This is a genomic window from Bacillus sp. EB106-08-02-XG196 (assembly GCF_013396335.1).
GTDB lineage: Bacteria > Bacillota > Bacilli > Bacillales > Cytobacillaceae > Neobacillus.
Genome location: NZ_JABWSY010000026.1, coordinates 1 through 26,677 on the forward strand (window position 1 = coordinate 1; position 26,677 = coordinate 26,677).

General features: G+C 39.0%; 25 protein-coding genes and 1 riboswitch. Of the genes, 21 read left to right on the forward strand and 4 right to left on the reverse strand.

What is annotated here, in order from left to right:
• Nucleotides 1-117 precede the first annotated feature (117 nt).
• On the forward strand, nucleotides 118-2,259 hold the full coding sequence (locus MLOOGBEN_RS27250; protein WP_179161395.1) for an EAL domain-containing protein: 2,142 nt from the start codon (nucleotides 118-120) through the stop codon (nucleotides 2,257-2,259).
• 6 nt (nucleotides 2,260-2,265) lie between these two features.
• Entirely contained in the window at nucleotides 2,266-2,790 is a 525-nt protein-coding gene (locus MLOOGBEN_RS27255; protein ID WP_218781353.1) for a PAS domain-containing protein, read from the forward strand.
• Between the two features lie 101 nt (nucleotides 2,791-2,891).
• Here the strand turns inward: MLOOGBEN_RS27255 and MLOOGBEN_RS27260 are convergent, their stop codons facing one another.
• A complete protein-coding gene (locus MLOOGBEN_RS27260; protein ID WP_179161397.1) occupies nucleotides 2,892-3,479 on the reverse strand; it encodes a YdcF family protein in 588 nt (195 codons plus the stop codon).
• 146 nt (nucleotides 3,480-3,625) lie between these two features.
• On the opposite strand from MLOOGBEN_RS27260, the gene MLOOGBEN_RS27265 reads away from it, so the two are divergent.
• Genes MLOOGBEN_RS27265 through MLOOGBEN_RS27290 form a run of 6 tightly spaced genes read left to right on the forward strand, consistent with a single transcriptional unit; the run spans nucleotide 3,626 to nucleotide 8,512 of the window.
• Complete coding sequence (locus tag MLOOGBEN_RS27265) at nucleotides 3,626-4,729, forward strand: MFS transporter (RefSeq protein ID WP_179161398.1); 1,104 nt, start codon at nucleotides 3,626-3,628, stop codon at nucleotides 4,727-4,729.
• Nucleotides 4,730-6,892 carry a formate dehydrogenase subunit alpha gene (fdhF, locus tag MLOOGBEN_RS27270; protein ID WP_179161399.1) on the forward strand — a complete coding sequence of 721 codons (2,163 nt, stop codon included), beginning with the start codon at nucleotides 4,730-4,732 and terminating at the stop codon, nucleotides 6,890-6,892. It begins immediately after the preceding gene.
• Nucleotides 6,885-7,454, forward strand: a complete 570-nt coding sequence (locus MLOOGBEN_RS27275; RefSeq protein ID WP_179161400.1) for a 4Fe-4S dicluster domain-containing protein — start codon at nucleotides 6,885-6,887, stop codon at nucleotides 7,452-7,454. Before fdhF ends, MLOOGBEN_RS27275 begins: the two co-directional genes overlap by 8 nt.
• Nucleotides 7,451-7,954: a QcrA and Rieske domain-containing protein gene (locus MLOOGBEN_RS27280; RefSeq protein ID WP_179161401.1), complete on the forward strand. Its 504-nt coding sequence runs from the start codon at nucleotides 7,451-7,453 to the stop codon at nucleotides 7,952-7,954. The genes MLOOGBEN_RS27275 and MLOOGBEN_RS27280 overlap by 4 nt, the downstream gene beginning before the upstream one ends.
• A 12-nt stretch (nucleotides 7,955-7,966) precedes the next feature.
• Complete coding sequence (locus MLOOGBEN_RS27285) at nucleotides 7,967-8,161, forward strand: hypothetical protein (protein ID WP_179161402.1); 195 nt, start codon at nucleotides 7,967-7,969, stop codon at nucleotides 8,159-8,161.
• Nucleotides 8,162-8,182: 21 nt separating this feature from the next.
• A complete protein-coding gene (locus MLOOGBEN_RS27290; protein WP_256989296.1) occupies nucleotides 8,183-8,512 on the forward strand; it encodes a group I truncated hemoglobin in 330 nt (109 codons plus the stop codon).
• A gap of 37 nt (nucleotides 8,513-8,549) precedes the next feature.
• Here MLOOGBEN_RS27290 and MLOOGBEN_RS27295 read toward each other — a convergent pair whose 3' ends face one another.
• Both MLOOGBEN_RS27295 and MLOOGBEN_RS27300 read right to left on the reverse strand, forming a co-directional pair.
• A complete protein-coding gene (locus MLOOGBEN_RS27295) occupies nucleotides 8,550-9,287 on the reverse strand; it encodes an Mrp/NBP35 family ATP-binding protein (RefSeq protein WP_179161404.1) in 738 nt (245 codons plus the stop codon).
• A 208-nt stretch (nucleotides 9,288-9,495) separates the two neighbouring features.
• Nucleotides 9,496-9,876, reverse strand: coding sequence for a hypothetical protein (locus MLOOGBEN_RS27300; protein WP_179161405.1), 381 nt, complete (start codon nucleotides 9,874-9,876; stop codon nucleotides 9,496-9,498).
• Nucleotides 9,877-10,110: 234 nt separating this feature from the next.
• Between MLOOGBEN_RS27300 and argC the strand changes: the two genes are divergently transcribed.
• The 13 genes from argC to MLOOGBEN_RS27365 all read left to right on the forward strand — a co-directional run bounded on the left by argC (nucleotide 10,111) and on the right by MLOOGBEN_RS27365 (nucleotide 26,288).
• Entirely contained in the window at nucleotides 10,111-11,148 is a 1,038-nt protein-coding gene (gene argC, locus MLOOGBEN_RS27305; RefSeq protein WP_179161406.1) for an N-acetyl-gamma-glutamyl-phosphate reductase, read from the forward strand.
• An 88-nt stretch (nucleotides 11,149-11,236) separates the two neighbouring features.
• Nucleotides 11,237-12,463: a bifunctional ornithine acetyltransferase/N-acetylglutamate synthase gene (gene argJ / locus MLOOGBEN_RS27310; protein WP_179161442.1), complete on the forward strand. Its 1,227-nt coding sequence runs from the start codon at nucleotides 11,237-11,239 to the stop codon at nucleotides 12,461-12,463.
• 14 nt (nucleotides 12,464-12,477) lie between these two features.
• Nucleotides 12,478-13,272, forward strand: coding sequence for an acetylglutamate kinase (argB, locus tag MLOOGBEN_RS27315; protein ID WP_179161407.1), 795 nt, complete (start codon nucleotides 12,478-12,480; stop codon nucleotides 13,270-13,272).
• Nucleotides 13,272-14,471, forward strand: coding sequence for an acetylornithine transaminase (locus MLOOGBEN_RS27320; protein WP_179161408.1), 1,200 nt, complete (start codon nucleotides 13,272-13,274; stop codon nucleotides 14,469-14,471). The genes argB and MLOOGBEN_RS27320 overlap by 1 nt, the downstream gene beginning before the upstream one ends.
• A gap of 5 nt (nucleotides 14,472-14,476) precedes the next feature.
• Nucleotides 14,477-15,553, forward strand: a complete 1,077-nt coding sequence (locus MLOOGBEN_RS27325; protein ID WP_179161443.1) for a carbamoyl phosphate synthase small subunit — start codon at nucleotides 14,477-14,479, stop codon at nucleotides 15,551-15,553.
• The gene (carB, locus tag MLOOGBEN_RS27330; protein WP_179161409.1) at nucleotides 15,540-18,776 is read left to right on the forward strand and encodes a carbamoyl-phosphate synthase (glutamine-hydrolyzing) large subunit; all 3,237 of its coding nucleotides are present in this window, start codon (nucleotides 15,540-15,542) and stop codon (nucleotides 18,774-18,776) included. Before MLOOGBEN_RS27325 ends, carB begins: the two co-directional genes overlap by 14 nt.
• Nucleotides 18,760-19,737, forward strand: coding sequence for an ornithine carbamoyltransferase (argF, locus tag MLOOGBEN_RS27335; RefSeq protein WP_179161410.1), 978 nt, complete (start codon nucleotides 18,760-18,762; stop codon nucleotides 19,735-19,737). The genes carB and argF overlap by 17 nt, the downstream gene beginning before the upstream one ends.
• Nucleotides 19,738-19,814: 77 nt before the next feature.
• The gene (locus tag MLOOGBEN_RS27340; RefSeq protein WP_179161411.1) at nucleotides 19,815-21,026 is read left to right on the forward strand and encodes an argininosuccinate synthase; all 1,212 of its coding nucleotides are present in this window, start codon (nucleotides 19,815-19,817) and stop codon (nucleotides 21,024-21,026) included.
• A gap of 63 nt (nucleotides 21,027-21,089) precedes the next feature.
• On the forward strand, nucleotides 21,090-22,466 hold the full coding sequence (gene argH, locus MLOOGBEN_RS27345; RefSeq protein WP_179161412.1) for an argininosuccinate lyase: 1,377 nt from the start codon (nucleotides 21,090-21,092) through the stop codon (nucleotides 22,464-22,466).
• Nucleotides 22,467-22,559: 93 nt separating this feature from the next.
• On the forward strand, nucleotides 22,560-23,417 hold the full coding sequence (locus MLOOGBEN_RS27350; protein ID WP_179161413.1) for a carbon-nitrogen hydrolase family protein: 858 nt from the start codon (nucleotides 22,560-22,562) through the stop codon (nucleotides 23,415-23,417).
• Between the two features lie 12 nt (nucleotides 23,418-23,429).
• The gene (locus MLOOGBEN_RS27355; RefSeq protein ID WP_179161414.1) at nucleotides 23,430-24,098 is read left to right on the forward strand and encodes a GNAT family N-acetyltransferase; all 669 of its coding nucleotides are present in this window, start codon (nucleotides 23,430-23,432) and stop codon (nucleotides 24,096-24,098) included.
• 15 nt (nucleotides 24,099-24,113) lie between these two features.
• Nucleotides 24,114-24,785, forward strand: a complete 672-nt coding sequence (locus MLOOGBEN_RS27360; protein WP_179161415.1) for a GNAT family N-acetyltransferase — start codon at nucleotides 24,114-24,116, stop codon at nucleotides 24,783-24,785.
• Nucleotides 24,786-24,873: 88 nt separating this feature from the next.
• A riboswitch (SAM riboswitch) is annotated at nucleotides 24,874-24,984 on the forward strand.
• Between the two features lie 77 nt (nucleotides 24,985-25,061).
• Nucleotides 25,062-26,288, forward strand: a complete 1,227-nt coding sequence (locus MLOOGBEN_RS27365) for a homoserine dehydrogenase (RefSeq protein WP_179161416.1) — start codon at nucleotides 25,062-25,064, stop codon at nucleotides 26,286-26,288.
• Between the two features lie 77 nt (nucleotides 26,289-26,365).
• On the opposite strand, the gene MLOOGBEN_RS27370 is transcribed toward MLOOGBEN_RS27365, so the two are convergent.
• A complete protein-coding gene (locus tag MLOOGBEN_RS27370) occupies nucleotides 26,366-26,554 on the reverse strand; it encodes a YfhD family protein (protein WP_095249181.1) in 189 nt (62 codons plus the stop codon).
• Between the last annotated feature and the right edge of the window lie 123 nt (nucleotides 26,555-26,677).

The window sequence follows — 26,677 nt, forward strand, 5'->3', positions numbered from 1 at the left end:
GATTAGTATGAATTGACCAATCAATTTTGTACATCTTTATTCAAGCATGATTGTACATATTTAAATTAGCATTTCTAGGATGGACATTATGTAGACCTACAGATTACCAATATTCCGATGTTCTCAAATGGGAAAATAGTAGGAGTCTACGGGATTGCGAAGGATATTACTGAATTAAAACTTACTGAGGCTAGGCTAAAGGAAAATGAAGTACAATTTCATCATATTTTTAATAGTCTCGATGTTGGTGTTTGGTCGTGGGACATTCGGCAGCATAAATTGCTTTACGTATCAAAAGCCATCGAAACGATTTCGGGTATGAATCCTCTAGATTTTAAAAAAGGGTTTCGAAATTGGAAAGAACTTATCCATCCTGAGGATAGAGCAGAGTTTAAGATGAACCAAATTGAGCTTAGAAATGGGATTCCATGTCAATATCAGTACAGGATAATGGATGTAATGGGGAATGTGAAGTGGATTGATGCAAGGACTTTCCCAGTCTTAAATTCTGAAGGGGAATTGGTGCGACTAGATGGATTAATTACTGATATAAGTAAAAAGAAACTAGAGGATGAAAAAATAAATTTTTACGCTTATCACGATTATTTAACGGGATTACCTAACAGGCGCAAGTTCGAGGAAGAATTGGAAAAAACAATCATTAACAAAAAAGAAAAAGCAGAAAAATTCGCTTTGCTATATTTAGACTTGGATCGCTTTAAGTTTGTTAATGATACTTTAGGGCATTCGGTGGGGGACGAGCTCCTTAAGAAAGTTTCAAATAGATTGAGCAAACGTCTTAGACCACATGACCATTTAGCGAGACTTGGCGGAGATGAATTTGCGATCATTCTAAACCAGCTCGGTGACGCTAATGAAACCATCACCATAGCCTCAAGCATTATAATAGATATTGAAAGATATTTTAAGGTAAATGAGTATGACCTGCATATTACAACCAGTATAGGAATAGGAATCTATCCGCAGGATGGTCAAACTGTTTCTGAATTATTAGCCAATACCGATGTGGCGCTTTATCGAGCAAAAGTGATGGGGAAGAACAATTCACAGTTGTACAGCCCATCTATGAATATTGAATCCTATAAACAATTTGTTTTGGAAAATGATTTACGGAGCGCCGTTTTTGATAAGGAGTTCATCCTCCATTATCAACCTAAGGTTGATCCCAAGACAAGACAAACCATTGGGGCAGAAGCCCTTATTCGTTGGAATCATCCAGAGTGGGGGATGCTTAGCCCAGCTGAATTTATACCTTTAGCAGAAGAAACAAATATAATATTTGAATTAGGAGATTGGGTTCTATCTACAGTGTGTAAGCAGATTAATCAGTGGAAAATAGAGGGGAAACCAATTGTTCCTGTTTCCATTAATATTAGTGCTAAGCGTTTCTTAAAGGATGATCTAGTTACAAAATTAGTAAAGATTCTTGATGAAACTAACGTAGAGACCAAATGGTTAGAATTTGAAATCACGGAGACATCTATCATTCAAAATGAGGAAAAGTCTTTGGCAATGATTAATTTATTGAAAGAAATAGGGATTACTATTTCTCTAGATGACTTCGGTACAGGATATTCTTCGATAAGTTATTTGAAAAAATTTAAAGTGGACTTCTTGAAAATTGATCGGTCGTTTATTAATGGCATCCAATCATGTTCAGACGATGAAGCCATAGTAAAATCAATTCTTCATTTAGCACACGATTTAAATATGAAGGTAGTAGCTGAAGGAGTAGAAACTGAAGAACAGCTCGCCTTTTTATTACAACATCAATGTGATGTTATTCAAGGGTTTTTGTTTAGCAAGCCTTTGGAAGCGGAAGGCTTTATGGAACTTCTCTCAAATGATCACATGCAAATAATAAGAAATATTGAAAAGCATAATAAAGTTCCGGAAAAAATGGAGACTTATAGGATTGATATACCAAAACCTATTAAAGCAAAAATGGTCATAACTCAAATTGATGGAGTTCCCATTCTTTTAGGAGATACATGTGTTGTAATTGAAAATATCGGAATTGGGGGTTTGCGGTTTTCGACTAAACTTCAACTTCCTGTATTAAAAAATCTAAAACTTACAATTGAAACGAATGCATTTCATCAGCCATTAAGTGTAGAAGGTAGAATTTTATGGAAAGATGAACTTAATGCTAATCGGTACCAGTATAGCTTAGAATTTGATCTCGATGAGGGAGAAAAAGCTTTGCTTACAACAGAGATAAGCGAATTGAAAGTATAATTGATTATGAAAGGGTTTAGTTTAATGGTTGAAAAATTCAATTTAGAGATGTTAAATAGGCTAGACCTGTTCTTTCAGTTGTTTAATAATATGACTGATCTAGTTTATTTGACAAAAGTAAATAGTGATAAAACGTTTAGCTACGTTCTTTTAAATAAACCCGCTAAAGATCTTTACGGATTAACAAATGAATCGTTTGGAAAGCCTATAGAAGTGGTTCTGCCAATAAATGCTTATCAAATTATTAAGGGAAAATATGAAGAGGCAATGGAGAAGAAAAAGCCAATCGTATATGAAGACAGGGTTAGTGTTTCAACACAATCCCAAAACGGTTCCGAAAATAAGGAAATCATTTATTGTGAATCGACGATAACACCAGTGTTCAATCATGACGGTGAGTGTACCCATTTGTTAGCAATTGTTCGTAATCTAACAGAACAAAGAGAGAAAGAAAAAGAAATACAAAGAATGAAAGGCACCGCAATTTCATTTTACAACCAATTTGACATAAAAGAAAAAAACACTATTTAAAAACACTGACCTTGCTTTATATGAAGCAAAGGAAAAGGGAAGAAATAAATTATCAAATTTATAATGACTAAAAAACCGGCTAATGTTGTATTGGCCGGTTTCTATTTTTTGAAGAATGTTACTAGATAATATTTAGTTATCGCGAGATACTCCCTAGCGTATGATTTTGGAATGGCTACGGTCGGAGTTTCAGCAGGAATCCCTTGTAAGCTCAATCCTTGGTCTTTTGCTATGGACTTGGAACGATAAAGATGAAAATCGTTGGTCACGAGCAATCCAGTTTCGAGATGATCCGGAATAAGCTTTTTTGAAAAAGTGATGTTTTCAACTGTGTCAGTTGATTTATCTTCTAGTAATATTCTATTACCATCTACCCCATGTTGAAGTAATCCTCTTTTAATCGCTTCTGCCTCTGTAATATCCTCTCCTGGTCCTTGTCCTCCCGATGCAATCGCAATGGTTTCTTTATTTTTCTTCATGTATTTTGCTGCAGCATCAATCCGATATTGAAGTGCCAGTGAAGGAATTTCACCTTTAACACGCGCCCCAAGAATAATGATATAGTCAGCATCCAAAGGTACATCACTATTTATGTGGTCCCTAATCTTAAAATGTAAGATAGCGAAGTAAAGTAATACACTGAGTGTAAGCACACCTATAACCATAAAAATTTTCTTTCTTTTCCCCATCTAATCCACGTCCCTCTATGTATAATCTTTTTACTTTTTATTCTACCATAGTCGAATTACCTTTCCCTTTATATGTTAAATTACTGGGAATTTTTTTACATACCCTTGGCATACTAAACAAGATAAAGAGTAAAGGAGTTTAGCATATGAACTTTTATCCATATGAAGAAGATTCACTGCTTTTTTCAAAGAAATCAGCACGAAATGTTTTTATTGTGTTAGTGATTGTATTTTTTTCTGTCTATATTGGATCAGAACAATTTGGATATTTCGATATGGCCTTATACGGATATTTATGGGCAACTGTTTTGTGCTTCGTGCTGCTGACAATCAGAATCACCTCGTGGACCTTACGTCCTCCAACTAGAAGGCTGTGGAAGCAAGGCTTCAAAATGATGTTTAGTGCTAAAGGGCTTGCATTTGTCTTTAAGACTTTGTACACCAATATCGGAGAACAAAGGTTTATAAGAAATCGGTCTGTCTATCGCTGGGCACAGCACATGTTCATTTCTTGGGGAGTCATATTCTCATTTGCGATTACCTTTTCCCTTGTACTTAATTGGCTTCATTTTGAATTAGTTGAGCCTAAAACCTATGCGGCAGTGGTTTTTGGGATTCCAATGTTTCGAATGGGGGTTGACTCACTTCTCGCTATTGCCATTTACCACGGTTTAAATTGGACAGGAATTGCTGTCATTATTGGCTGCGGTATGGCGCTGTATCGAAGAGTTACAGACGAGAAAAAGATCGTTGAACAATCAAAAGAATATGATTTCTTTCCACTCTTTCTACTAATAGCAATCTCAATAACTGGCTCTTTATTAACCGTGTCAGCCTTGTGGATGGAGGGGGCTTTCTACTTAGGAATTGCGATTGCGCACCAAGTTACCGTCATCGTTTTTCTTTTATATTTTCCTTTCAGCAAGTTCTGGCATTTACCACTTCGATTCTTAGCGGTAATGGTACCGATGTACCATGCGATGGGAGAACAAAAACAATGTGCTAGATGTGGAATAGAATATGCGACGGCTACACAAATCAAGGATGTTCAATTAGCTTTGGAAAAAAGACATTTGTCTGTTCCGATTGATCATACAACGCTTCATTTTTCAGACTTATGTTCACAGTGCCGGAGAGTTAGTCATAGATTGAGTGCCTATGGTGCTAAAGTTCATTTCCGTAAAGCGAACATCGTGTTAGAAAGTAATGAGAAAAACGGACTTCAATTAAAGAAGGGAGGAGATCAATAGATGGGTCATGCACAAAATAAAGACTACGCGCAAAGAGATTACGATGCGATTTTACGAGACGGCGAGGAACTGATTTCTACACATTGCTGCTTCTGCGGGATGCAATGCGGGATGAATATTCGCGTCAACAAAGAGGATCAATCGGTCCTCGGTGTGGAGCCTAGATATGATTTTCCAATGAATGGGGGCAGGCTTTGTCCAAAGGGAGTAAGTGCTTACCGGCAGGCAGAGCATGTGGAACGTCTTAAGCACCCGCTTATTCGAAAAAATGGAAAGCTAGAACAAGCTACATGGGATGAAGCAATGGATTTGATTGTATCGAAAATCCAAGAAATTCAAGGCAAGTATGGAAAAGATGCCTTTGGAATTTATAGCGGCTCCTCGATGACAAATGAAAAATGTTACTTAATGGGTAAGTTCGCACGGATTGGACTTGGAACAAAGAATATTGATTATAACGGACGCTATTGTATGTCATCGGCATCTGTCGGCTTCAACCAAAGTATCGGCATTGATAGAGGATCAACCAATCCTTGGTCTGACATAAAGTTTGCAGATGTATTGTTGATTGCAGGCTCTAACACAGCTGAGTGTCACCCGTTATCGATGCCATATATATGGGGTGCTAGAGACCGCGGAGCAAAATTAATTGTCGTCGACCCTAGACAAACGAAAACAGCACTTGTAGCAGATGTCCATCTAGATATTCGGCCAGGAACCGATGTGGCGATAGCGAATGGCTTACTGCATGTCATGATTGAAGAAGATTTAGTTGACCATGACTTTATTCAAAACCACACAACTGGTTATGAAGAATTAAAGGAACTAGTTAAGAAATATACACCTGCCCATGTTTCTCAGATTACAGGTGTTGCGGTTGACAAAATCATAACAGCTGCTCGACTATTCGGTCAGGCAAAAACCGGGATGACCATGTTCGCACGCGGGGTTGAGCAGCATGCAACAGGTACAGATTCCGTTTCAAACTATGTGAATCTTTGTTTAGTAACAGGGAAAATGGGTAAAAAGGGTTCTGGGGTTGCAACCTTCACAGGTCAGGGGAATGGACAAGGCGGCAGGGAACACGGACAAAAAACAGACCAGCTGCCTGGGTTCCGAAAAATCACCGACCCGAAAGCACGAGAATATATTTCTGGTGTGTGGGGTGTCGATGAATCCGAAATTCCAGGACCGGGATTATCGGCCTTTGAAATGCTTCAAGCACTAGGAAAAGAAATTAAGGGATTGTTATTAATCTGCAGCAATCCGATTGTATCCTCCCCAACAGTGGGTGATGTGGGTGAGTATCTAAAGAGTTTAGACTTTTTTGTTTGCATGGATTTCTTTTTATCGGAATCGGCAGAGCTAGCGGATGTTGTTCTTCCTTCGACCGTTTGGATTGAAGACAATGGAACCATGACGAATGTTGAAGGACGGGTATTACGAGTGAAAGGTATTGATCGTACACCTGGTGAAACAAAACGGGACTGGAAGGTAATTTGTGAAATTGCGGAACGACTTGGCAGGGGGCAATACTTCCAATTTAATTCACCAGAGGATATCTTTAATGAGCTTCGGGTTGCAAGTAAAGGCGGGACCGCAGATTATTACGGAATCACCTATGAAAAGCTTGATAAAATGCAGGGGGTTTTCTGGCCTTGTCCAACAGTGGAATCGGAAGGGTTACCAAGATTATTTGAGGATTTGAAATTTAATTTCCCTGATGGAAAAGCAAGAATCCTAGCATTTGAACATAAAGGTCCAAATGAGAAAACGAGTAAAGAATACCCAATCATTTTATCGACTGGACGAGTTGTATTTCACTATTTAAGTGGGAATCAAACAAGGAGGATTGAGGCTCTGCGTAATTTATGTCCAGATCCATATGTGGAAATTCACCCTAACTTAGCGAAAAAATATAACATCGAACATGGAGAACCCGTAAAGGTATCAAGCCCAAGGGGAAGTATCGAACTCCCAGCAAGAGTTACAAAAATAACGAGAGAGGACATGGTATTCGTTCCCTATCACTGGGGTAAATCCTTGGCAATCAATCATTTGACAAACCCCGCATTAGAACCGAAATCGAAAATACCAGAATTCAAGGTTTGCGCAGTCAAATTAGAAAAGATTGCACAGCAGGCAGGTGAAAAGCTTGGCTAAGGTTTTATATATTGATTACGAAAGATGTATTGGCTGCCGAGCTTGTGTCATTGGATGTGAAGAATGCAGCGGGCATGACCATTTATCGAGGATGTTTGTTGATGAGTTGAATCCAGGAGAAACGGTGGCAGCCTCGCCAACTCCCTGTATGCACTGTGTAACACCAGCATGCGCGGAATCTTGCCCTGTTCAAGCCATTGCAATTGCAGATGATGGAACGGTATTATCTGCCTCATTAGAAAAATGCATTGGCTGTAAAAACTGTACATACGCTTGTCCATTTGGAATTCCAAGAGTGGATGATGTGAAAAAAGTAATGTACAAGTGTGATATGTGTTATGACCGGACTTCTAAAGGAAGACCGCCAATGTGTGCCAGTGTTTGTCCGACAGATACGATTCGTTTTGTGGATGAACACGAAATTAAAGCAGAACCACCTAAGGAAGTTCAGTTTAAGTGGGATTTTGGCGGTACAGTGATTGAAACAAGGACTGTAATTGGAATGCCGGATACGGAAACAAATAGATATGGATTCAGAGAAGGCGATGGTGTTCAATCATGAAGAAAATAGAGGGATTTCTTCGAAAGTTGTCTTTTAATATCAGAAGAGATAAAGAATTAGAATTAAATAGAAGAGGTTTTATCGCCTCTTCCTTATCGTTTATGGGCGTATTATTTGTAAGTTCAACCCCTTTAATGGCATTATCGAAAAATCGCGAAGAAGAAGCCCATGATTCTGAGGTGTTTATTGTAAATGAAAAAGATATCGCTGTTGGACAGAGTGTTTCATTCTATTATCCTGATGAGAATGATTCTGCGATACTGGTTAGAATCTCTGAAAAGGAATATAGGGCATATAACAGTAAATGTACACATTTGATGTGTCCGGTTTATTGGGAAAAGGATACTGGGAAGTTAACCTGCCCGTGCCATAATGGCTTCTTTAATGTGGAGGATGGGTCCGTTCTAGCAGGACCGCCGCCGAGGGCGCTTCCGTCCATTAAGTTGAAATTTAAAGGTAAAAAAATCTACGCTGTTGGAATCACTCAGGCTCAGCATTAGGAGGCGGGTTTTATGAAAATGGCATGGTGGGTTTTTATGAGTCTGCTGACCGTGCAAATTATCCTTATTCAATACATGGTAGAGGAGTATCTAGCAGGTCATTACGACAATCTTTTCTATTATGTATTGGCCTTAGGCTTTATGTTTGTTTTGACACTGATAACGTATCTATTCTTTAGAAGAGTGGACAAAGTAATGGATCATTAAAGGAGGACGAAAGGGTTGCAAATGAATGATGAAAAAATAACATCTGTCGTAAAAGATTTCTTTCATAAAATTCATGCAGATGATTTGATGAGCAAATTTTTTAAGGATCATGATCAGGAGAGAATTCAGCATCACCCGCAGACATTTTTACAGCATGGATTGGGCGAAGGAAAATATAGCAATGAACAGATAGCAAACGCACATAAAGATATCCCAATCAATGATGAACATTTTGAAGCAATGGTCGGGAATTTCATCGCTACACTAGATGAGAATGGGTTTAGTGCAGATGACAAACAAAAGATACATGGAATATTACAAGGATATAAAGGCGATATTTTAGGTAAATAAAATAGTGGTGCCCCGTTATCGGGACACCACTATTTTTTTAGGCAATTGAATTCTGTACTGTATCAGCTAATTCGTTGTATTTATCAAATAGCAAGGAACCTCGTTTATAGATAGAAGGTTCATAATCATCTTCTTTTGGAGCTAATATGGGCAGCTGGGCAATGAGATTTGTCCCTAATTTTGATGCTAGCTGCTCCGAACCGCCTTTACCGAAAAGATAATACTTTTGTTCGAGATCTGGCGGCTGAAAATATGCCATATTTTCGACGATACCTAAGATATTATGATTATTGATTGCCGCCATTTTACCTGCACGTTCTGCAACATGTGAGGCTGTTGGATGTGGAGTTGTGACAACAATCTGATTGGAGCTTGGAATCAGGCGGTTCACGTCCATGGCAACATCACCTGTCCCAGGAGGCATATCGATTATGCAGTAATCCAGAGGACCCCAAATCACTTCATTAATAAATTGGTTGATGACTTTTCCGAGCATAGGACCACGCCAAACTACTGGATCATTATTTTTAACGATAAAACCCATTGACATGATTTTTACACCATGGGATTCAACAGGAATGATTTTATTATTCATCGATTTCGGACCAAAACTAATATTCATCATGTTCGGAATGCTGCTTCCATATATATCAAAATCAATTAATCCTACCGCTTTTCCCTGTCTTGCTAGGGATACTGCAAGATTCGTAGATACAGTAGACTTACCGACCCCGCCTTTACCCGAGATCACCGAAATAACTTTTCCAGATAACATACTCCCACCTCTATTTGTTTAATGCTGTTTTCGTAAAAATTGTTGTTAAAATCTTAAAGCCGATTTTAACGTGGAATAAGCTGTTTTGAGCTATAGAACTAAGTTTGAAGGCTCTTTTCTCAATAATTTAGGCTATTCACAATGAAATTCGGCCAAATAAATCGTTTTTACTTTTATAAAGCAACAACATTTGAGAAAAGAGCCTTGTTTAAAGACAATTTTTCATCGAGCTCTGAAGGTACTCGATCCAAGGCTCCCAATTTTTTATCATATATGCAGGTTCTCCATCAGACAAATAACCTAAAAAGCTCTTCGAATCATCGACGACCACATCATTTCCTTCTCGCAGTCGAGAGATTAAGTCATGAATAATGATATATTCCTCTAACAATAATTCACTTGAATACTCAAGCTTAACCCCGTTCTTGGCGATATGGACATCGCCTAGTGCCTTATCAGAATTGTCAAGATAGATTTCATAGTGGCTATCCGACCTCTTCTTTAGAAAAGGCAAGTCATATTTGGCAAAATCAACTTCTATATGAAAAGTTAATGTTGTAGTTAACAGTCGACATACCTCCTTACTCATCTCTAACAGTATTTACCATTAACTCTCATAAAAAACATCTTTTTCAAAGAAGTTGCGACATGAATAAACTATGCATAATATTTGTATATTCATACACAGTTGAATGAAAGCGTTTCCAAATATAAAAGTAAAAAAAGTTCAATAAAAACTGAAAATTAGGCAATTTATTTCTTGAATAAATATTACTAAGTATGTATAATAATTCATTATATAAGAGACTTAGGAGTGGGGAAAATGAGGGCTGCAATTATCGGTGGAACGGGATATGGGGCAATAGAGTTAATAAGGCTTATAAACAAGCATCCACATTTGACAGTTGGTTCAGTTGTTTCCAACTCTCAGGCTGGGAACGAAATTAGCGAATCCTACCCACACCTTACTGAAATAATAAATCAACCATTTGAAAGCTATGATCCGGTTAGATTAGCAAAAGAGAATGATATTGTATTTTTAGCTACACCGTCAGGCGTCAGTAGTAAGATGGCGCCGCAGCTTGTAGATAAGGGTATTAAAGTAATCGACCTTTCAGGAGATTTCCGGCTAAGGTCCCAAAATGAATATGAAACCTGGTATAAGCATTCAGCACCAGATGAGGAATACTTAAGTAAGGCAGTTTATGGATTGAGTGAGATTTATGAAGAAGAAATTAAACGTGCCACTTTCATTGCTAATCCGGGCTGCTACCCAACGGCAACCAGCCTCGGTTTGCTGCCAATTTTGAAAGCAAATCTTGCAGACTCAAATTCTATTATTATAGATGCAAAATCAGGGGTATCTGGTGCCGGCAGAGGTCTTTCTTTAACAGCACACTACGCTGAAATAAATGAAAATCTAAAAGCATATAAGCTCGGAGCACACCAACATATACCGGAAATTGAACAAGTTCTTAAAGATGAAAGTGACAGACTGGTAACGATTTCGTTTACAACTCATTTAGTTCCGATGTCTAGAGGAATTATGATAACAGCCTATGTTAATTTACTTGGGAAAATATCAACGAGTGAAGTGAATGCGTTGTATAAAGAGTTTTATGAAAATCATCCATTTGTCAGGATTAGGCCAGAGGGAATCTATCCTTCAACCAAAGAGGTTAGTGGCAGTAATTATTGTGACATCGGATTACATGTTGACCAGCGAACGAATCGTCTAACCGTGATTTCAGTAATTGACAATTTAGTTAAAGGTGCAGCAGGGCAGGCGATACAGAATGCAAATTTAATGAATGGCTGGGCTGTAAGTACAGGGCTTGAAGACATATCATTATATCCTTAATAAATTTATTGATTGAATAATAGATGGAAAGTTATATAGAGACTTGGGTTGACAAACAATGAAGACATTCAAGGGGGAAATTAAATTGATGCCAGCCATTTCAAATAAAGAGATTGTAGTTTTAGAAGAAGGAAGTGTCACTCTGCCGAAGGGGTTTGTGGCTGGGGGTATGCATTGCGGGATAAAAAGAAAACGTCTTGACCTTGGTTATATTGTATCAGAAGTTCCAGCAGCAGTTGCTGGCGTGTATACAACAAACATTTTCCAAGCAGCTCCCCTTTCGGTTACTCAAGAGAGTATAGCAAAAGAGAATAAAATTCAGGCTATCATCGTCAATTCCGGTAATGCCAACGCCTGCACAGGGGAACAGGGATTGTTAGACGCTTTTGAAATGCAAAAAGGATTTGCCAACGAGTTAGGCATCGAGGAACACCTTGTTGCAGTTACTTCAACCGGAGTTATTGGTGAACTATTACCGATGGATAAAGTAAATACAGGGATAAATCAAATTCTTCAGACAAAATATGCAACAGAAGAAAATTTCAAGAATGCAATATTAACAACTGACACGTGCATTAAGCAGGTTGCTGTCCAAATGAAAATAGACGGAAAGACAGTAAGCATTGGCGGTGCGGCTAAAGGATCTGGGATGATTCATCCAAATATGGCAACCATGCTCGGTTTCGTCACATCAGACGCCAATATAGCGCATGAGGATTTGCTTTCTGCCCTTAAAGAAATAACAAATCAGACCTTCAACATGATTACGGTTGATGGAGATACAAGTACGAATGACATGGTTTTAGTCATGGCAAACGGGTTAGCAGGGAATGACCAGCTAACAAAAGATCACCCAGATTGGGATTTATTCAAAGCAGGCTTAAAGCTCGTAAGTGAAGAGCTTGCGAAAAAAATTGCAAGAGATGGTGAAGGGGCTACTAAGCTTGTTGAAGTTCAGGTAAATGGTGCATACAGCCATGAAGCAGCAAGAGCTGTAGGGAAATCAATTATCTCTTCTAACCTTGTAAAAACAGCTATTTACGGCACTGACCCGAACTGGGGAAGAATTGTTACAGCCATAGGATATTCAGGAATTCCGGTTGAGCCTAATGCATTGAAAGTGGCAATTGGCCCTTACAAGGTATTTGAAAATGGCTTGCCTTGTTCATTTGTAGAAGAAGAAGTAAAAGAGTACTTAGAACTGGAAACCGTTAAAATTCTTGTTGAACTAAATCAAGGTGATGAAAGTGCAACAGCGTGGGGCTGCGATTTAACGTATGATTATGTGAAAATCAATGCTTCCTACCGCACCTAGTGGGAGGGTCTATGATGAACTATATAGTCATTAAGTGCGGCGGAAGTGTGTTAGAAAATCTCCCAAGGTCCTTTTATGAAGATGTGATTTCGCTTCATCAAATAGGGAAATGGACTCCGATTATTGTTCATGGCGGCGGTCCACTTATCAATAAATTATTAAAAAACTTAAACGTTGAAACCTCCTTTGTAAATGGACTTAGAGTAACCAATAATGAAGTGTTGGATATAGTAGAAATGGTGTTAAGCGGAACTGTGAATAAACAAGTTGTACGGAACATCATTGAAACAGGCGGAAGTTCATTCGGTGTCAGCGGGGTGGATGGGAGTTTATTAAAAGCCATTCCGACTTCAGATGAAAGTTTAGGTTTTGTAGGAGAAGTCGTTGAAGTGAATACTTCAGTTATCGAAGGTATCGTAAACCAAGGACATATACCTGTTGTTTCACCAATCGGGATTGGTGCAGATGGACAGCGTTATAATATAAACGGCGACGTTGCAGCAAGTGCGGTCGCCAAAGCACTGGGAGCGAATCTCTGTTTTATAAGTGATATTCCTGGTATCTTAGTCGAAAAAAATGGAGAAAAGTCTAAACTTGATAAGGTTACCAAAACAAAGGTGGAAGAACTGATTGAAGATAAAACTATCTACGGCGGGATGATCCCTAAGGTCAAAGCCGCAATCGATGGGTTAGTTCATAAAATTCCGATGGTCGGTATTATAGATGGATTTGAAAAAAATAGCCTGATAGATTACGTGAACGGCAAAAATATTGGAACAAAAATTGTTTTAGAAGAGGAGATTGAATAATGACCATTAACACTTCCGTTTCCCCTATTTCGTCAGTAATGGCTACGTATAGCCGCTTTCCTATTACGTTGGTTAAGGGGAAAGGAAGCTATGTATGGGACGATCAAGGGAAAAAGTATTTAGATTTTACTTCAGGCATTGCGACTTGCAACTTAGGCCATGTGCCGGATGTGGTTAAAGCAAAGCTTGAGGAGCAGCTGCAAAATCTTTGGCACTGTTCAAACCTTTACAACATTCCAAATCAGCAGGAGCTGGCGGCGCTGCTTACAGCCAATAGCTGTGGAGATCAGGTTTTCTTTTGCAATAGCGGAGCGGAAGCAAACGAGGCGGCCATTAAGCTGGCAAGAAGATACGCACAGAAAGTAAAGGAAACAGATTCTTTCGAAGTCATTACCTTTCAGCAATCCTTTCACGGCAGAACATTGGCAACATTATCGGCCACAGGGCAGGAAAAAATCCAACAGGGATTTTCTCCATTAGTCAAAGGCTTTAGTTATCTGCCATTTAATGATATAGAAGCACTTGATCAGTTAAAAACGCTCCAGCCTGCAGCCATTTTACTAGAACTTGTCCAAGGTGAAGGCGGAGTCATTCCGGCAAATCCGGAATGGGTAAAGAAAATTGCAGAAATCTGTAAGGAGAAAGACATCCTTTTAATGGTTGATGAAATTCAAACAGGGATCGGCAGGACCGGCACACTGTTTGCATACGAACAATACGGTATTGAGCCGGATGTAATTAGCGTAGCAAAAGGTCTTGGATCAGGATTTCCGATTGGGGCAATCATTGCGAAAGAAAAGGCTGCAAAAGCATTCGAACCTGGTACTCACGGAAGTACCTTTGGCGGCAACCCATTAGCTACAGCAGCAGGAGTCGCAACTCTTTCCCATATCATTGAAAGTAATTTACTAAATCATGTTAATGAAATTTCAGAGTACTTTGATGAACTCTTAATGAAGTTTAAAGAAAAGTACAATTATATAGAAGAAATTAGGGGAAAAGGTCTCCTAAAAGGAATCGTTGTCGGAAACAAGGCTCCGCAAATTGTTCAAAAAGCAATTGAAAATCAACTGTTGATCCTAACAGCGGGACCAAATGTAGTAAGATTGCTACCGCCATTAACGGCAACTAAAGAAGAAATGAATGAATTCACCCATGCATTGGAAAAAACATTCCAAGGTATAGAGAAAGGCGAGTGAGTGTTTTGGAACAAGGTTATCTTACTTTGGAAACAGGGGAAGTTTTTGAAGGAGTACTAATAGGTGCAAATAAGGATTCTATCGGAGAAGTTGTATTTAATACAAGTATGACTGGCTACCAGGAGATCATTACAGATCCTTCTTATGCAGGACAGCTCATAACATTCTGCTATCCAATTATCGGAAACTATGGAATCAATGCGATGGACGATGAATGTATTTCCCCTTCCTTAGCAGGAGTGGTGATTGGAGATTTATGTGAAACACCAAGCCATTACCAATCCATTAATAAATTCTCTGAAAAACTAGTGCAGGCAGGTGTTCCAGGGATTGCAGGCGTGGACACAAGATTACTTGTCAAAACGATCCGAAGCCGCGGAACGGTAAAAGGATATTTAAGTAAGTCTAAACAAGAAAATTTTGATGAAAACAAAACCATACCATTTTGGGTAGAGAAAGTTTCAACTGTAAACATGCAATTTTTCAAAAATGAAGGACCACACGTTGTCTTAATCGATTTTGGATATAAAAAGTCGATACTGAATGCATTGCTCGATGAAAATTGTTCCGTTACCATCGTCCCTTTTAATACCTCTTTTGAAAAAATCAATGCCTTACAGCCAGACGGTGTGTTATTAAGTAACGGGCCTGGAGATCCAATGGCCTTGAAACAATGGTTTCCAGAAATCAAAAAGATTACACAGCACTATCCAACTCTAGGTATCTGCCTAGGTCATCAGTTAATTGCTCTAGCTTATGGAGCAAAAACGGAAAAACTTGCCTACGGACATCGAGGCGGCAATCATCCAGTAAAAGAATTAGCAACGGGTAAGGTGAAAATTACAGCACAAAATCATGGGTATGTCGTCGTTGATGAGAGCATTGACGCTCAGGTTTTCCAAGTCACATACCGTAACGTTAATGACAAATCGATTGAAGGGTTAAAGCACCGACGCTTTCCGATTCAAACCGTTCAATTTCACCCGGAAGCACACCCAGGACCAAGTGACACCCAATACATTCTAGAAGAATTTGTTTATCAGATAAATTCCGTGGGAGATAAACGTTATGCCATTAAATAAAAACCTAAAAAAAGTATTAGTAATTGGATCAGGACCGATTGTAATCGGGCAGGCAGCAGAATTTGATTATGCGGGAACACAAGCCTGTATCGCTCTTAAAGAAGAGGGAATACAGGTAGTATTAATCAATAATAATCCAGCAACGATTATGACGGACGAAAGTGTTGCCGATAAAGTATATATCGAACCATTAAATGTAGAAACCATTGAAAAAATTATTCAAAAAGAAAAGCCTGATGGAATTATTGGAACTTTAGGCGGTCAAACGGGTTTAAATCTAACGGTAGAACTCTTTGAAAAAGGTATTCTTCAAAAATACAATGTAGAGTTGTTAGGAACCTCTGTAGAATCGATAAAAAATGGCGAGGACCGTGATCGGTTCCGCAGTTTAATGATAAAGATTGACGAACCAATCCCTGAATCTGCGATTATTCATACGTACGAAGAGGGCGTATCGTTCGTCAACGAAATAGGTTTTCCTGTTATTATCCGACCGGCTTATACACTTGGCGGACACGGCGGCGGCTTTGCTCATAATGAAGAAGAGCTTGAAAATGTTCTAAAAAAGGGTTTAGCAGCTAGCCCGATTCATCAAGTTCTTGTTGAGAGAAGCATTAAAGGCTGGAAGGAAATTGAATACGAAGTCATAAGAGACGCCAATGACACATGTATCATTGTTTGCAATATGGAAAATATGGACCCTGTTGGCGTTCATACAGGTGACTCCATTGTTGTTGCTCCATCGCAAACCTTGACGGATGTCCAGTACCAAATGTTACGGAATTCTTCTTTAAAAGTAATACGAGAATTAGAGATTATCGGCGGCTGCAATATCCAGTTTGCTCTTAATCCAGAGTCCAATCAATATTGCATTATTGAAGTAAATCCAAGGGTAAGCCGTTCATCTGCATTAGCGTCAAAGGCTACCGGTTATCCGATTGCTAGGATGGCAGCTAAATGTGCGGTTGGTTATCATTTAGATGAGATTGTGAACCCTATAACAGGAAACACCTTTGCATCCTTTGAACCAGCGATTGATTATATTGTTGTGAAGCTTCCACGTTTTCCATTTGATAAATTTCCAGAAGCAGACCGTACTTTAGGAACACAAATGAAGGCAACTGGAGAAGTAATGGCAATTGACCGTACCTTTGAAGGGGCACTAAATAAAGCAATCCGTTCAATGGAATTAAATATATATGGACTTTGTCTGGAATCAAATAAAAATGTAGACACTGAGGTCTTATTTGAAAAGCTTGAAAGACCAAATGACCAAAGATTATTTATGATAGCTGAAGCATTCAGAAGAGGTATTTCCCTAGAGGAAATTAAACAGGTAACAGAGATCGATTCATGGTTTTTAAATAAAATCAATTCGGTCGTTGACTTAGAAGTGGAATTAGCAGCTTATGCATGGAGTGAAGTACCACTTCCATTATTAAAAACAGCGAAGCGTCATAATATTTCTGATAAGTTACTTTCACAAATATACAGCATCGAGGAAAAGCAAATAAGAAGTAAATGGAAAGAACTTAACTGGAAACCTGGCTACAAGATGGTTGATACTTGCTCTGCAGAATTTGATGCGGTTACCCCTTATTACTACTCGACATGGCTCGGGGCGGATGAAGTAGAAGAAACAAACAGTAAGAAGATTCTTGTTCTTGGTTCAGGACCAATACGGATTGGTCAAGGAATTGAATTCGATTACTGCTCTGTCCATGCTGCAAAAGCAATTAAGAAGATGGGCTATGAGGCAGTCGTAATCAACAATAACCCTGAAACAGTTAGTACAGATTACTCAGTCGCTGACCGCCTTTACTTTGAACCATTAACCGCTGAAGATGTACTTACGGTTATTGAAAAAGAGAAGATTGAAGGCGTGTTAATCCAGTTTGGCGGGCAAACGGCAATTAATTTGGCTCATGACCTCGAAGAAGAGGGAGTAAAGATTTTAGGCACAACGGTAGAAAATGTCGACACTTTCGAGGATCGGAAAGAATTTTATCAGTTACTTGAAGGTCTAAACATCCCACATATTGTAGGTGAGACCGTATCACATAAAGATGAATTGCTAGCAGCTGCGGCAAGGCTTGGTTATCCAGTATTGGTTCGTCCATCCTATGTAATCGGCGGCCAATCGATGTTTACTATTTTTACAGAAGAAGAATTAAACTATTATATCACTCAGCTTGAAGAAAACTCTTCGCAGGATAAAATGTGGCCATTATTAGTAGACCGATATATTCCTGGATTAGAATGTGAAGTGGATGTCATTAGTGATGGAAAGAATGTAATCGTCCCAGGTATCTTTGAACATATCGAAAGAGCTGGCGTACATTCTGGAGATAGTATTAGTGTTTTCCCACCGATTTCACTAGCGAATGAGGTTAAAGAAACATTAATTGATTATGCCGAAAAAATTGCCAAAAATTCACCGATTGTTGGCATTATGAATATCCAATTTGTGATTTATCAGAATCAAGTTCTTGTCTTAGAAGTAAATCCGCGTTCTTCACGTACGGTACCTATCATGAGCAAGGTTACAGGCATTCCAATGATTGAGTGGGCAGTAATGGCTCAATTAGGAATATCGTTGGATTCTCTATCGAATGAAACTGGTTTATTAACTGAGCCTAATTACTATTCGGTTAAGGCACCTATTTTTTCAAGAAGTAAATTAAAGGGAGTCGACCACGTACTAGGGCCGGAAATGAAATCAACAGGTGAAGTGTTAGGTTTAGGAGCAACCTTCCATGAAGCGCTCGAAAAGGCTTTCCCTGCAACAAGTGGTGAAACAGAGAACTATCTATTCTGTTCGATATCTGACCGGGAAAAACCAGCCAGCCTTCCGATTCTCCAGCAGTTTGTCAATGAGAATTACAAGCTAATTGCAACAGAAGGAACAGCAAGATTCCTTAAAGAAAAAGGATTTACAATTGAAAAGGTTATTAAGGATAACGAAGATGTAAATGAACTTTTCAAAAACAATACGATTCAAGCAGTCATTAATATACCGAACCAAGGAAGAAATAAAATTAAATTTGGTTTTTACATTCGTGAACAAGCGACTCGCTACAATGTACCGGTATTTACTCATCTTGATACAGTTGAGGCAATGATTAGCCTTCAGGCCCAATTGATTACACAATCAGAGGTAAGGACAGTTACGGAATATTACAATATTAAAGAGAGTGGTGTGGAACATGTCAAATGTGATTAAATGGAACGCAAAGGGAGTATTACAGAAGCCACAATTTAAAGGCAAGGATTTCTTAGCCTTGACCGATTTACAGACTGATGAAATTCTCTATCTTTTAGAGGAAGCGAAGGAATTAAAAAGTCTTCAAAAACAAGGAAAACCACATCCTTATTTGAGCGGAAAGGTTCTAGGGATGATTTTTGAGAAGGCTTCTACCCGTACTAGAGTTTCCTTTGAGGTAGGGATGCTTCAATTAGGAGGCCATGCGATTTTTATGAGTTCAAAGGATCTCCAGCTTGGCAGAGGGGAAAGTATTTCGGATACAGCAAAAGTTTTATCACGTTATATTGATTGCATGATGATTAGGACATTTTCACACAGCACCGTTGAAGAACTAGCTGAGCATGCCACGGTACCGGTTGTTAACGGCCTAACAGATTTACATCATCCAGTACAAGTAATGGCCGACCTACTAACGATTCAAGAGCACAAAGGGAAATTGGCAGGATTAAAAATGTGTTATTTAGGGGATGGTAAGAATAATGTCACTCACTCATTAATAGAAGGTGCAGCAAAGGTTGGAATGCATATTTCGGTTGCCAGCCCGCCTGGATACTTACCTGATGGAAAGATAACAGAGAAAGCAATTGAATCTGCCAAATTAACGGGGAGCAAAATAACGTTTACACATAATCCGGTAGAAGCTATCACGGATGCCGACATTGTCGTTACAGATGTTTGGACCAGTATGGGTCTGGAAGCAGAAACGGAAAAAAGATTGAAGGACTTTGCAGCATATCAAGTAAATGCGGAAATTTGTCAGCACGCTAAACCAGATTATATCTTTTTGCATTGCTTACCTGCACACAGAGGAGAAGAGGTAACAGCAGAAATTATTGATGGTCCTCATTCAGTCGTGTTTGATGAAGCCGAGAATAGACTTCATGCTCAAAAGGCAATTTTAAAACTTTTACTAGAATAGTAGATTTTTTTGAAATTTGATGTATAATAATCCTATTGGTTGAATAATAATACAAGCGAACAAGAGGAGAATATAAAATGGCTAAGGAAAAAATTGTTTTAGCATACTCAGGTGGACTCGATACTTCAGTTTCAGTTAAATGGATTCAGGAAAAATACGGATATGATGTCATTGCACTAGGTCTAGATGTTGGGGAAGGTAAAGACTTAGAAGCAATTAAACAAAAGGCATTGAATGTAGGAGCTGTTAAAGCTTACATGATCGATGCGAAAGAATTACTAGCTAAAGAATATATTTTGCCAGCTTTAAAGGCGAATTGTTTATATGAAGGTAAATACCCACTGTCATCAGCGTTATCTCGTCCATTAATTTCAAAATTATTGGTTGAAGTGGCTGAAAAAGAAGGGGCTGCAGCTGTTGCGCATGGCTGTACTGGTAAAGGAAATGACCAGGTTCGCTTTGAGGTTTCCATTCAAGCGTTAAATCCAAACCTAAAGGTTGTTGCACCAGTTCGTGAGTGGGGAATGACTCGTGATGAAGAAATTAAGTATGCAGAGGAAAATGGTATTCCAATTCCAGTAGATTTAGACAATCCATTCTCGATTGATGCTAATATCTGGGGACGTGCTTGTGAGGCAGGAGTCCTTGAAGATCCTTGGGCAGAGGCACCTGAAGCAGCATTTGATTGGACAGCACCAATCGAATTAACACCAGATCAACCTGAATACCTTGAAATTGAATTTGAGCAAGGTGTTCCTGTTGCCCTAAATGGTGAGAAGCTGCCATTGGTGAAATTAATTGAAACCTTGAACGAACTTGGCGGCAAGCATGGCGTCGGTCGTATTGATCATATTGAAAATCGACTAGTAGGAATCAAATCTAGAGAAGTTTATGAAAATCCAGCAGCCTTAATTTTAATTAATGCTCATAAAGAATTAGAATTCTTAACACTAACGCGTGAAGTAACACAGTTCAAAACCCAAGTAGAACAGCAAATGGCAAAAATCATCTACGAAGGCCTTTGGTATTCACCAATAAAACCAGCTCTCGATGCCTTTATTGAAGAAACGCAAAAGGTTGTATCTGGGACTATCCGAGTGAAACTTCATAAAGGCAACCACACCGTTGTTGGTCGTAAGTCACCAAACAGCCTTTATAATGAAGAATTGGCAACTTATTCAAAAGGCGATGCCTTCGATCATAATGCGGCTGTTGGATTCATCAAAATTTGGGGACTGCCTACAAAGGTAAATGCTCAGGTAAATAATAAAGAAAAGATAATGAAATAATAATCGGGTGCCCTCGAAACCTCTTCGAGGGCAAACTTGTTAGTTTTTAAGGAGGAGCAATCAATGTCCAAATTATGGGGCGGGCGTTTTACAAAAGAAACAAATAAATTAGTGGAAGAATTTACTGCTTCCATTTCCTTTGACCAAAAACTTGCAAAAGAAGATATTGCCGGCAGTCTGGCACATGTTCAAATGCTCGGTGAATGCGGTATTATTCCAGCTGAGGATGCGGAAAAAATAAAAGCAGGACTTCTTGAAATAAAAAAACTCGTAGATAATAATGAGGTTGAGTTTTTAGTTGAAGATGAAGATATTCATATGAATATTGAAAAATTATTGATTGAAAAAATTGGTTCTGTTGGCGGTAAGCTGCATACTGGCCGCAGCCGAAATGACCAAGTTGCAACGGATATGCATCTCTACTTACGAACAAAGACAACGGAGTTAATCAAACTGCTTGAGGATGTTCAAGGTTCACTGCTTGCGCAGGCAAAAGAGAATGTTCATACGTTAATACCAGGTTATACACATCTCCAGCGTGCTCAGCCGGTTTCATTTGCCCATCATTTAATGGCTTACTTCTGGATGTTTGAACGTGATAAAGAGAGACTGATTGATAGTTTGAAGCGCGTGAATTGGCTGCCACTAGGTTCTGGTGCCTTAGCAGGGACAACCTTCCCTATCAACCGTGAACGTGTTGCGGAGATTCTCGGGTTTGAAACTGTGTATCCAAACAGTATGGATGCCGTTAGTGACCGTGATTTTATTTTAGAATTCCTATCAATCGGTGCCATCATCATGACGCATATTTCAAGATTATCTGAAGAGCTTGTGATTTGGTCAAGCCAAGAATTTCAATTTGTGGAACTTGATGATTCTTTCTGCACCGGGTCTAGCATTATGCCGCAAAAGAAGAATCCAGACGTTCCTGAATTGTTAAGAGGCAAGACTGGTCGTACGTATGGGAACTTGATTGGTTTGCTGACTGTCCTTAAGGGCTTGCCACTTGCTTACAATAAGGATCTCCAAGAGGACAAAGAGGGTATGTTCGATACTGTGGAGACCCTAGAAGGATCCCTTATGCTGTTAGCACCTATGATTGAAACAATGACTGTGAATAAAGATATTATGCGAAAAGCAATTAATAATGACTTCTCAAATGCAACGGATATTGCTGACTATTTGGTGAGAAAAGGTCTGCCATTTAGGGATGCACACGAAGTCATTGGGAAAATTGTTTTGTATTCGATTCAGCAGGGTAAATTCTTGCTCGATTTGAGTTTTGAAGAATATCAAGAGTTTAGTTTGTTATTTGAAGAAGATATTTATGAGGTTCTAGCACCAGAGCATGTTGTTGCCGTTCGTAATAGCTTCGGAGGAACATCACCAGAACAGGTAATAAAACAAATTGAGCTTGCAATAGGAACACTAGGGAAATAATCGAAAACCACCTAAGGGTGGTTTTTTATTTGTATTAATATCAAAAATATTAGATAATTCCCTCATGAAGATTTTTTTAGAAGGAGGAAAACAATGAAATTACGCGTCTCAGTTGTACAGTATCATTTACATACTATTAGTTCCTTTGAAGAATTTGCCGCACAATGTGAGCATTATATAAAAACCGCTGAGGAATTTGGAGCAGAGTTCGTTCTTTTCCCTGAGTTCTTCACCACACAGCTGCTATCGATAGGAAATGGCCAAGGGCAGAGTCTGACTATCAATGACTTGCCAGGTTTCACAGACCAATACCGAGAATTATTTTCAAATTTTGCTAAACAAACCAACATGCACATAATTGCTGGTACACATGTGATCGAAAAGGGAAGCAAGCTATATAATACGGCTCATTTATTTTATCCCGATGGCAGGATTGGTGAACAGGCAAAGCTCCATATTACCCCTACAGAAGTGAACGAGTGGAACATGGAGAAAGGTGATAGCTTTCAAATTTTTGAAACGGACAAAGGGAAAATTGCCCTGCTCACCTGCTATGACATTGAGTTCCCAGAAATTGTCCGGATGGCAAAAGCGAAAGGAGCGGATGTTATTTTCTGTCCTTCATGTACCGACGACCGCCACGGCTTTCACCGGGTTCGCTACACTAGCCATGCACGAGCTGTTGAAAATCAAGTTTATGTTGTCTTAACAGGCACTGTTGGTGCATTGCCAACGGTTGATTTCATGCGTGCTAATTTTGGTCAGGCCGTTATTATTACGCCTAATGATATTCCATTTCCGCCAAAAGGGATCCTGGTGGAAGGGGAGTTGAATAACGATATGATTGTTACAGCTGACCTTGACTTAGATCTATTATATGAAGTAAGGGAACGCGGCTCTGTGACAACCTGGAGAGACCGGAGAATTGATTTATATCCCGATTGGAATTAGGGAGGGGCCACTTTGTATCATAGTGAATTTTACGTTTTTGACCAAGAAAGACCAATTCCAGTGGTCATTCGCAATTACACTCAAAAAGATTTTGACCAGCTCATTCAAATTCAATCAGAGTGCTTTCCACCTCCATTTCCATCAGAGCTATGGTGGAATAAGGAGCAATTATCCAATCATGTTATGCGATTTCCAGAGGGTGCACTATGTATTGAAGTGGATGGTACATTAGCAGGTTCCCTTACAGGTCTTTGTGTCAATTTTAATCCAAACCATATGGAACATACATGGGAAGAAATTACGGACCATGGATATATTAAGAACCATGATGCAAGCGGTGACACACTCTATATTGTGGATATTAGTGTTCGTCCAAAATACCGAAAGCTTGGTCTTGGAAAGCTGATGATGCAGACTATGTATCATGTTGTGATTCAGAACAAGCTGGTGCGTTTGCTTGGCGGCGGCAGAATGCCAGGTTATCATAAGGTGGCGGATACGATATCACCTAATCAATATTTAAGTGAAGTAATAAAAGGGAAGATGAAAGATCCTGTTATTACCTTTCTACTTCGGTGCGGAAGAGTACCTATTGGCATTGTAGAGAATTACCTTGATGATGAAGAATCATGCAATTATGCTGCATTAATGGAATGGAAAAATCCATTTATTACAAAATAGGGGGAGACTTAGATAATGGAATATCAACGTATAACAAGGATTACAGATCCAAACTTTAAAAAGCTGCACGATTTAATGAGAGAAATATTCCCGCCAGAGGAAGTCTTAGAGTATGACTTATGGAAGGAGCCTTTAGAGGACCCTGGTATTCGTGTATTTGTTGCCGTTAATGGTGATGAAGTTGTAGGGGCAACTGAGTACCGTTACTATCCTGATTGGAATATCGCAATGACGGATTTCACGATTATTAGTAAACCCGGTCTTAGCCTAGGACGCTTTCTAGCACAAAACCGCTTAAAGGACTTGCAAAAGCTTGCAGGTGAAAACGGGAAAGAGCTTTTCGGAATGTTTGCTGAAATTTATGATCCTTACCGTGTTGCTCATCATGAATTTGGCGGTGTTAAGGTTATGGATCCGTATGTTCGCCGTGAAGTGCTATCCCATTTGGGCTATAAACGAATTGATTTAGATTATGTACATCCTTCTTGGGAGAATAATGGTGAGGCGGTTAAAGAACTTGATTTTTGCTTTATGCCAATGGACGATGAGCTTAGCACATTACCTGCTTTGCTTGTATCGGATTTTCTTACTGCCTATTACTCCATTCTATCGAACAAACCACAGGAATGGCTTAATATGATTGAAAAAGTAAAAGCAAAAGAAACGATATCCTTATTACCACTATAAAAATTGTTAGAATATATTGACACCTCTAAGAGATTCATTTAAAATTCATTATTAATATGGAAATGAATTCTAAAAATTAAATATATAACTCTTATCCAGAGTGGCGGAGGGACATGGCCCGATGAAGCCCGGCAACCTTCAAGGTAATCCTTGAAAAGGTGCTAATTCCTGCAGGTTACTTTTAACCTGAAGATAAGTGGAGGAAGCTAGCCCTCTTCTTATGAAGAGGGTTTTTCTATTTTTAAAGATATTATTTTTTTCAAAGGGGTGTTGTAAATGTCGGTAATTAAAGTGGCTATATTGGGGTTTGGGACAGTTGGAGAAGGAGTTTATAGAACGATTCATTCTCATGCGGAAGAGCTTCAGACTGTTTTAGGTAAAAAAGTGGAGGTTGCGGCTATCCTAATTCAAAATAAGCAAAAAGAAAGGGATATTGCTGAAGATGTTTTGATTACAAGTGATTTTGATGAAATACTAAAACTACAAGAGCTTGATGTTGTGGTAGAAGCGATTGTCGGTAAAGAGCCCGCCTTTTCATTTTTGAAAAAGGCAATAGAAAAAGGCTGCCACATTGTTACCGCGAATAAAGAGATGTTTGCACACCATGGAAAAGAACTCCAGATACTCGCGGAAGAGCATAATGTTTCAATTGGTTTTGAAGCGACAGTTGCAGGGGGAATTCCGATTATCCAAACGATCAGGCAATTACTAAAAATAAATCGGGTGCACCAAATCCAAGGAATCCTTAATGGGACGTCGAATTTTATCCTGACAGAAATGCGAGAGAAGAAGCAGTCCTTTGCAGAAGCTCTATTATTAGCCCAAGTGAATGGCTTTGCTGAAGCAGATCCAACCAATGATGTCGAAGGCTTTGATGCATTTTTTAAAACAATGATTCTCAGCCGGATTGCCTTCGGAGATGAGCCAGTTTGGAATGATGTCGAACTTGAAGGTATTACGTCTATATCTAATGAACTGATTGAGGCAGCAGAGAATTACGGTTTACGTTTTAAGCATATCGCTCGAATTAGTAAAGAAGATGGGCAAATAAAAGCTATCATAAAACCAGCATTAGTCGACCAATCTCATCCTTTTTACCATGTTGAGGGAGTACAAAATGCTGTAAATGTTCACTCTAATATCGTAGGAGATATTACTTTACAAGGGCCGGGTGCAGGAATGTTTCCTACCGCGAGTGCTGCAATCGAGGATCTAGTCTATGTTTGTCAAAATGCTCCGAGTCAAAAAAGTCTCGATAAATCATCAGCTTTCAAAATTGAGGAGAAAAAGAAGGAAGTAAAGGAATATTGGTTGGTGCATGGGGTGAAAGATAAACTTTTGCATCCTGGAATTACATGGATTGATCAAACCTCTTCAGGGACATATATCATTAAAGCTGAAAAGAAGGATGTCGAGCATCTGGCACTCCAGCAAAAGCCCCTTTGTTATTTTTCTATACTTGGAAATTCTGAAATGATTAATAAACAATCTTTAGCAATTTGAGCTCCACAGACTTATACACATTACCCGCATGGGTTATTTATTAAAGAAGCAGGGCGTCCCTGCTTCTTTATAAAGGGTTACTTTCTTCTTTTGTTTGTAACGCGCTGGTTAGCGGCATTTGCCCGTGCCATTGCTTCAAGGTCTGCATGATCAGCAAATTCAGCTGAATACTCCACATCGTTTCCATCCGATTTCATGTTTTTTGGAACCTGAGGAAGTGAAGCTTTGTTCTTATCACGAGAATTATGTCCACGCGAACGACCCATTACAAAAACCCCTCTCAATGTTGGCGTTAAGGAACAAAAAATGTTCCCTTCTATAGCCTTTACTATTTAAAAGAGTTCATGAATGGTAAAAAATTTCATCTAGCTCCAGTCGCCATCGGCTCG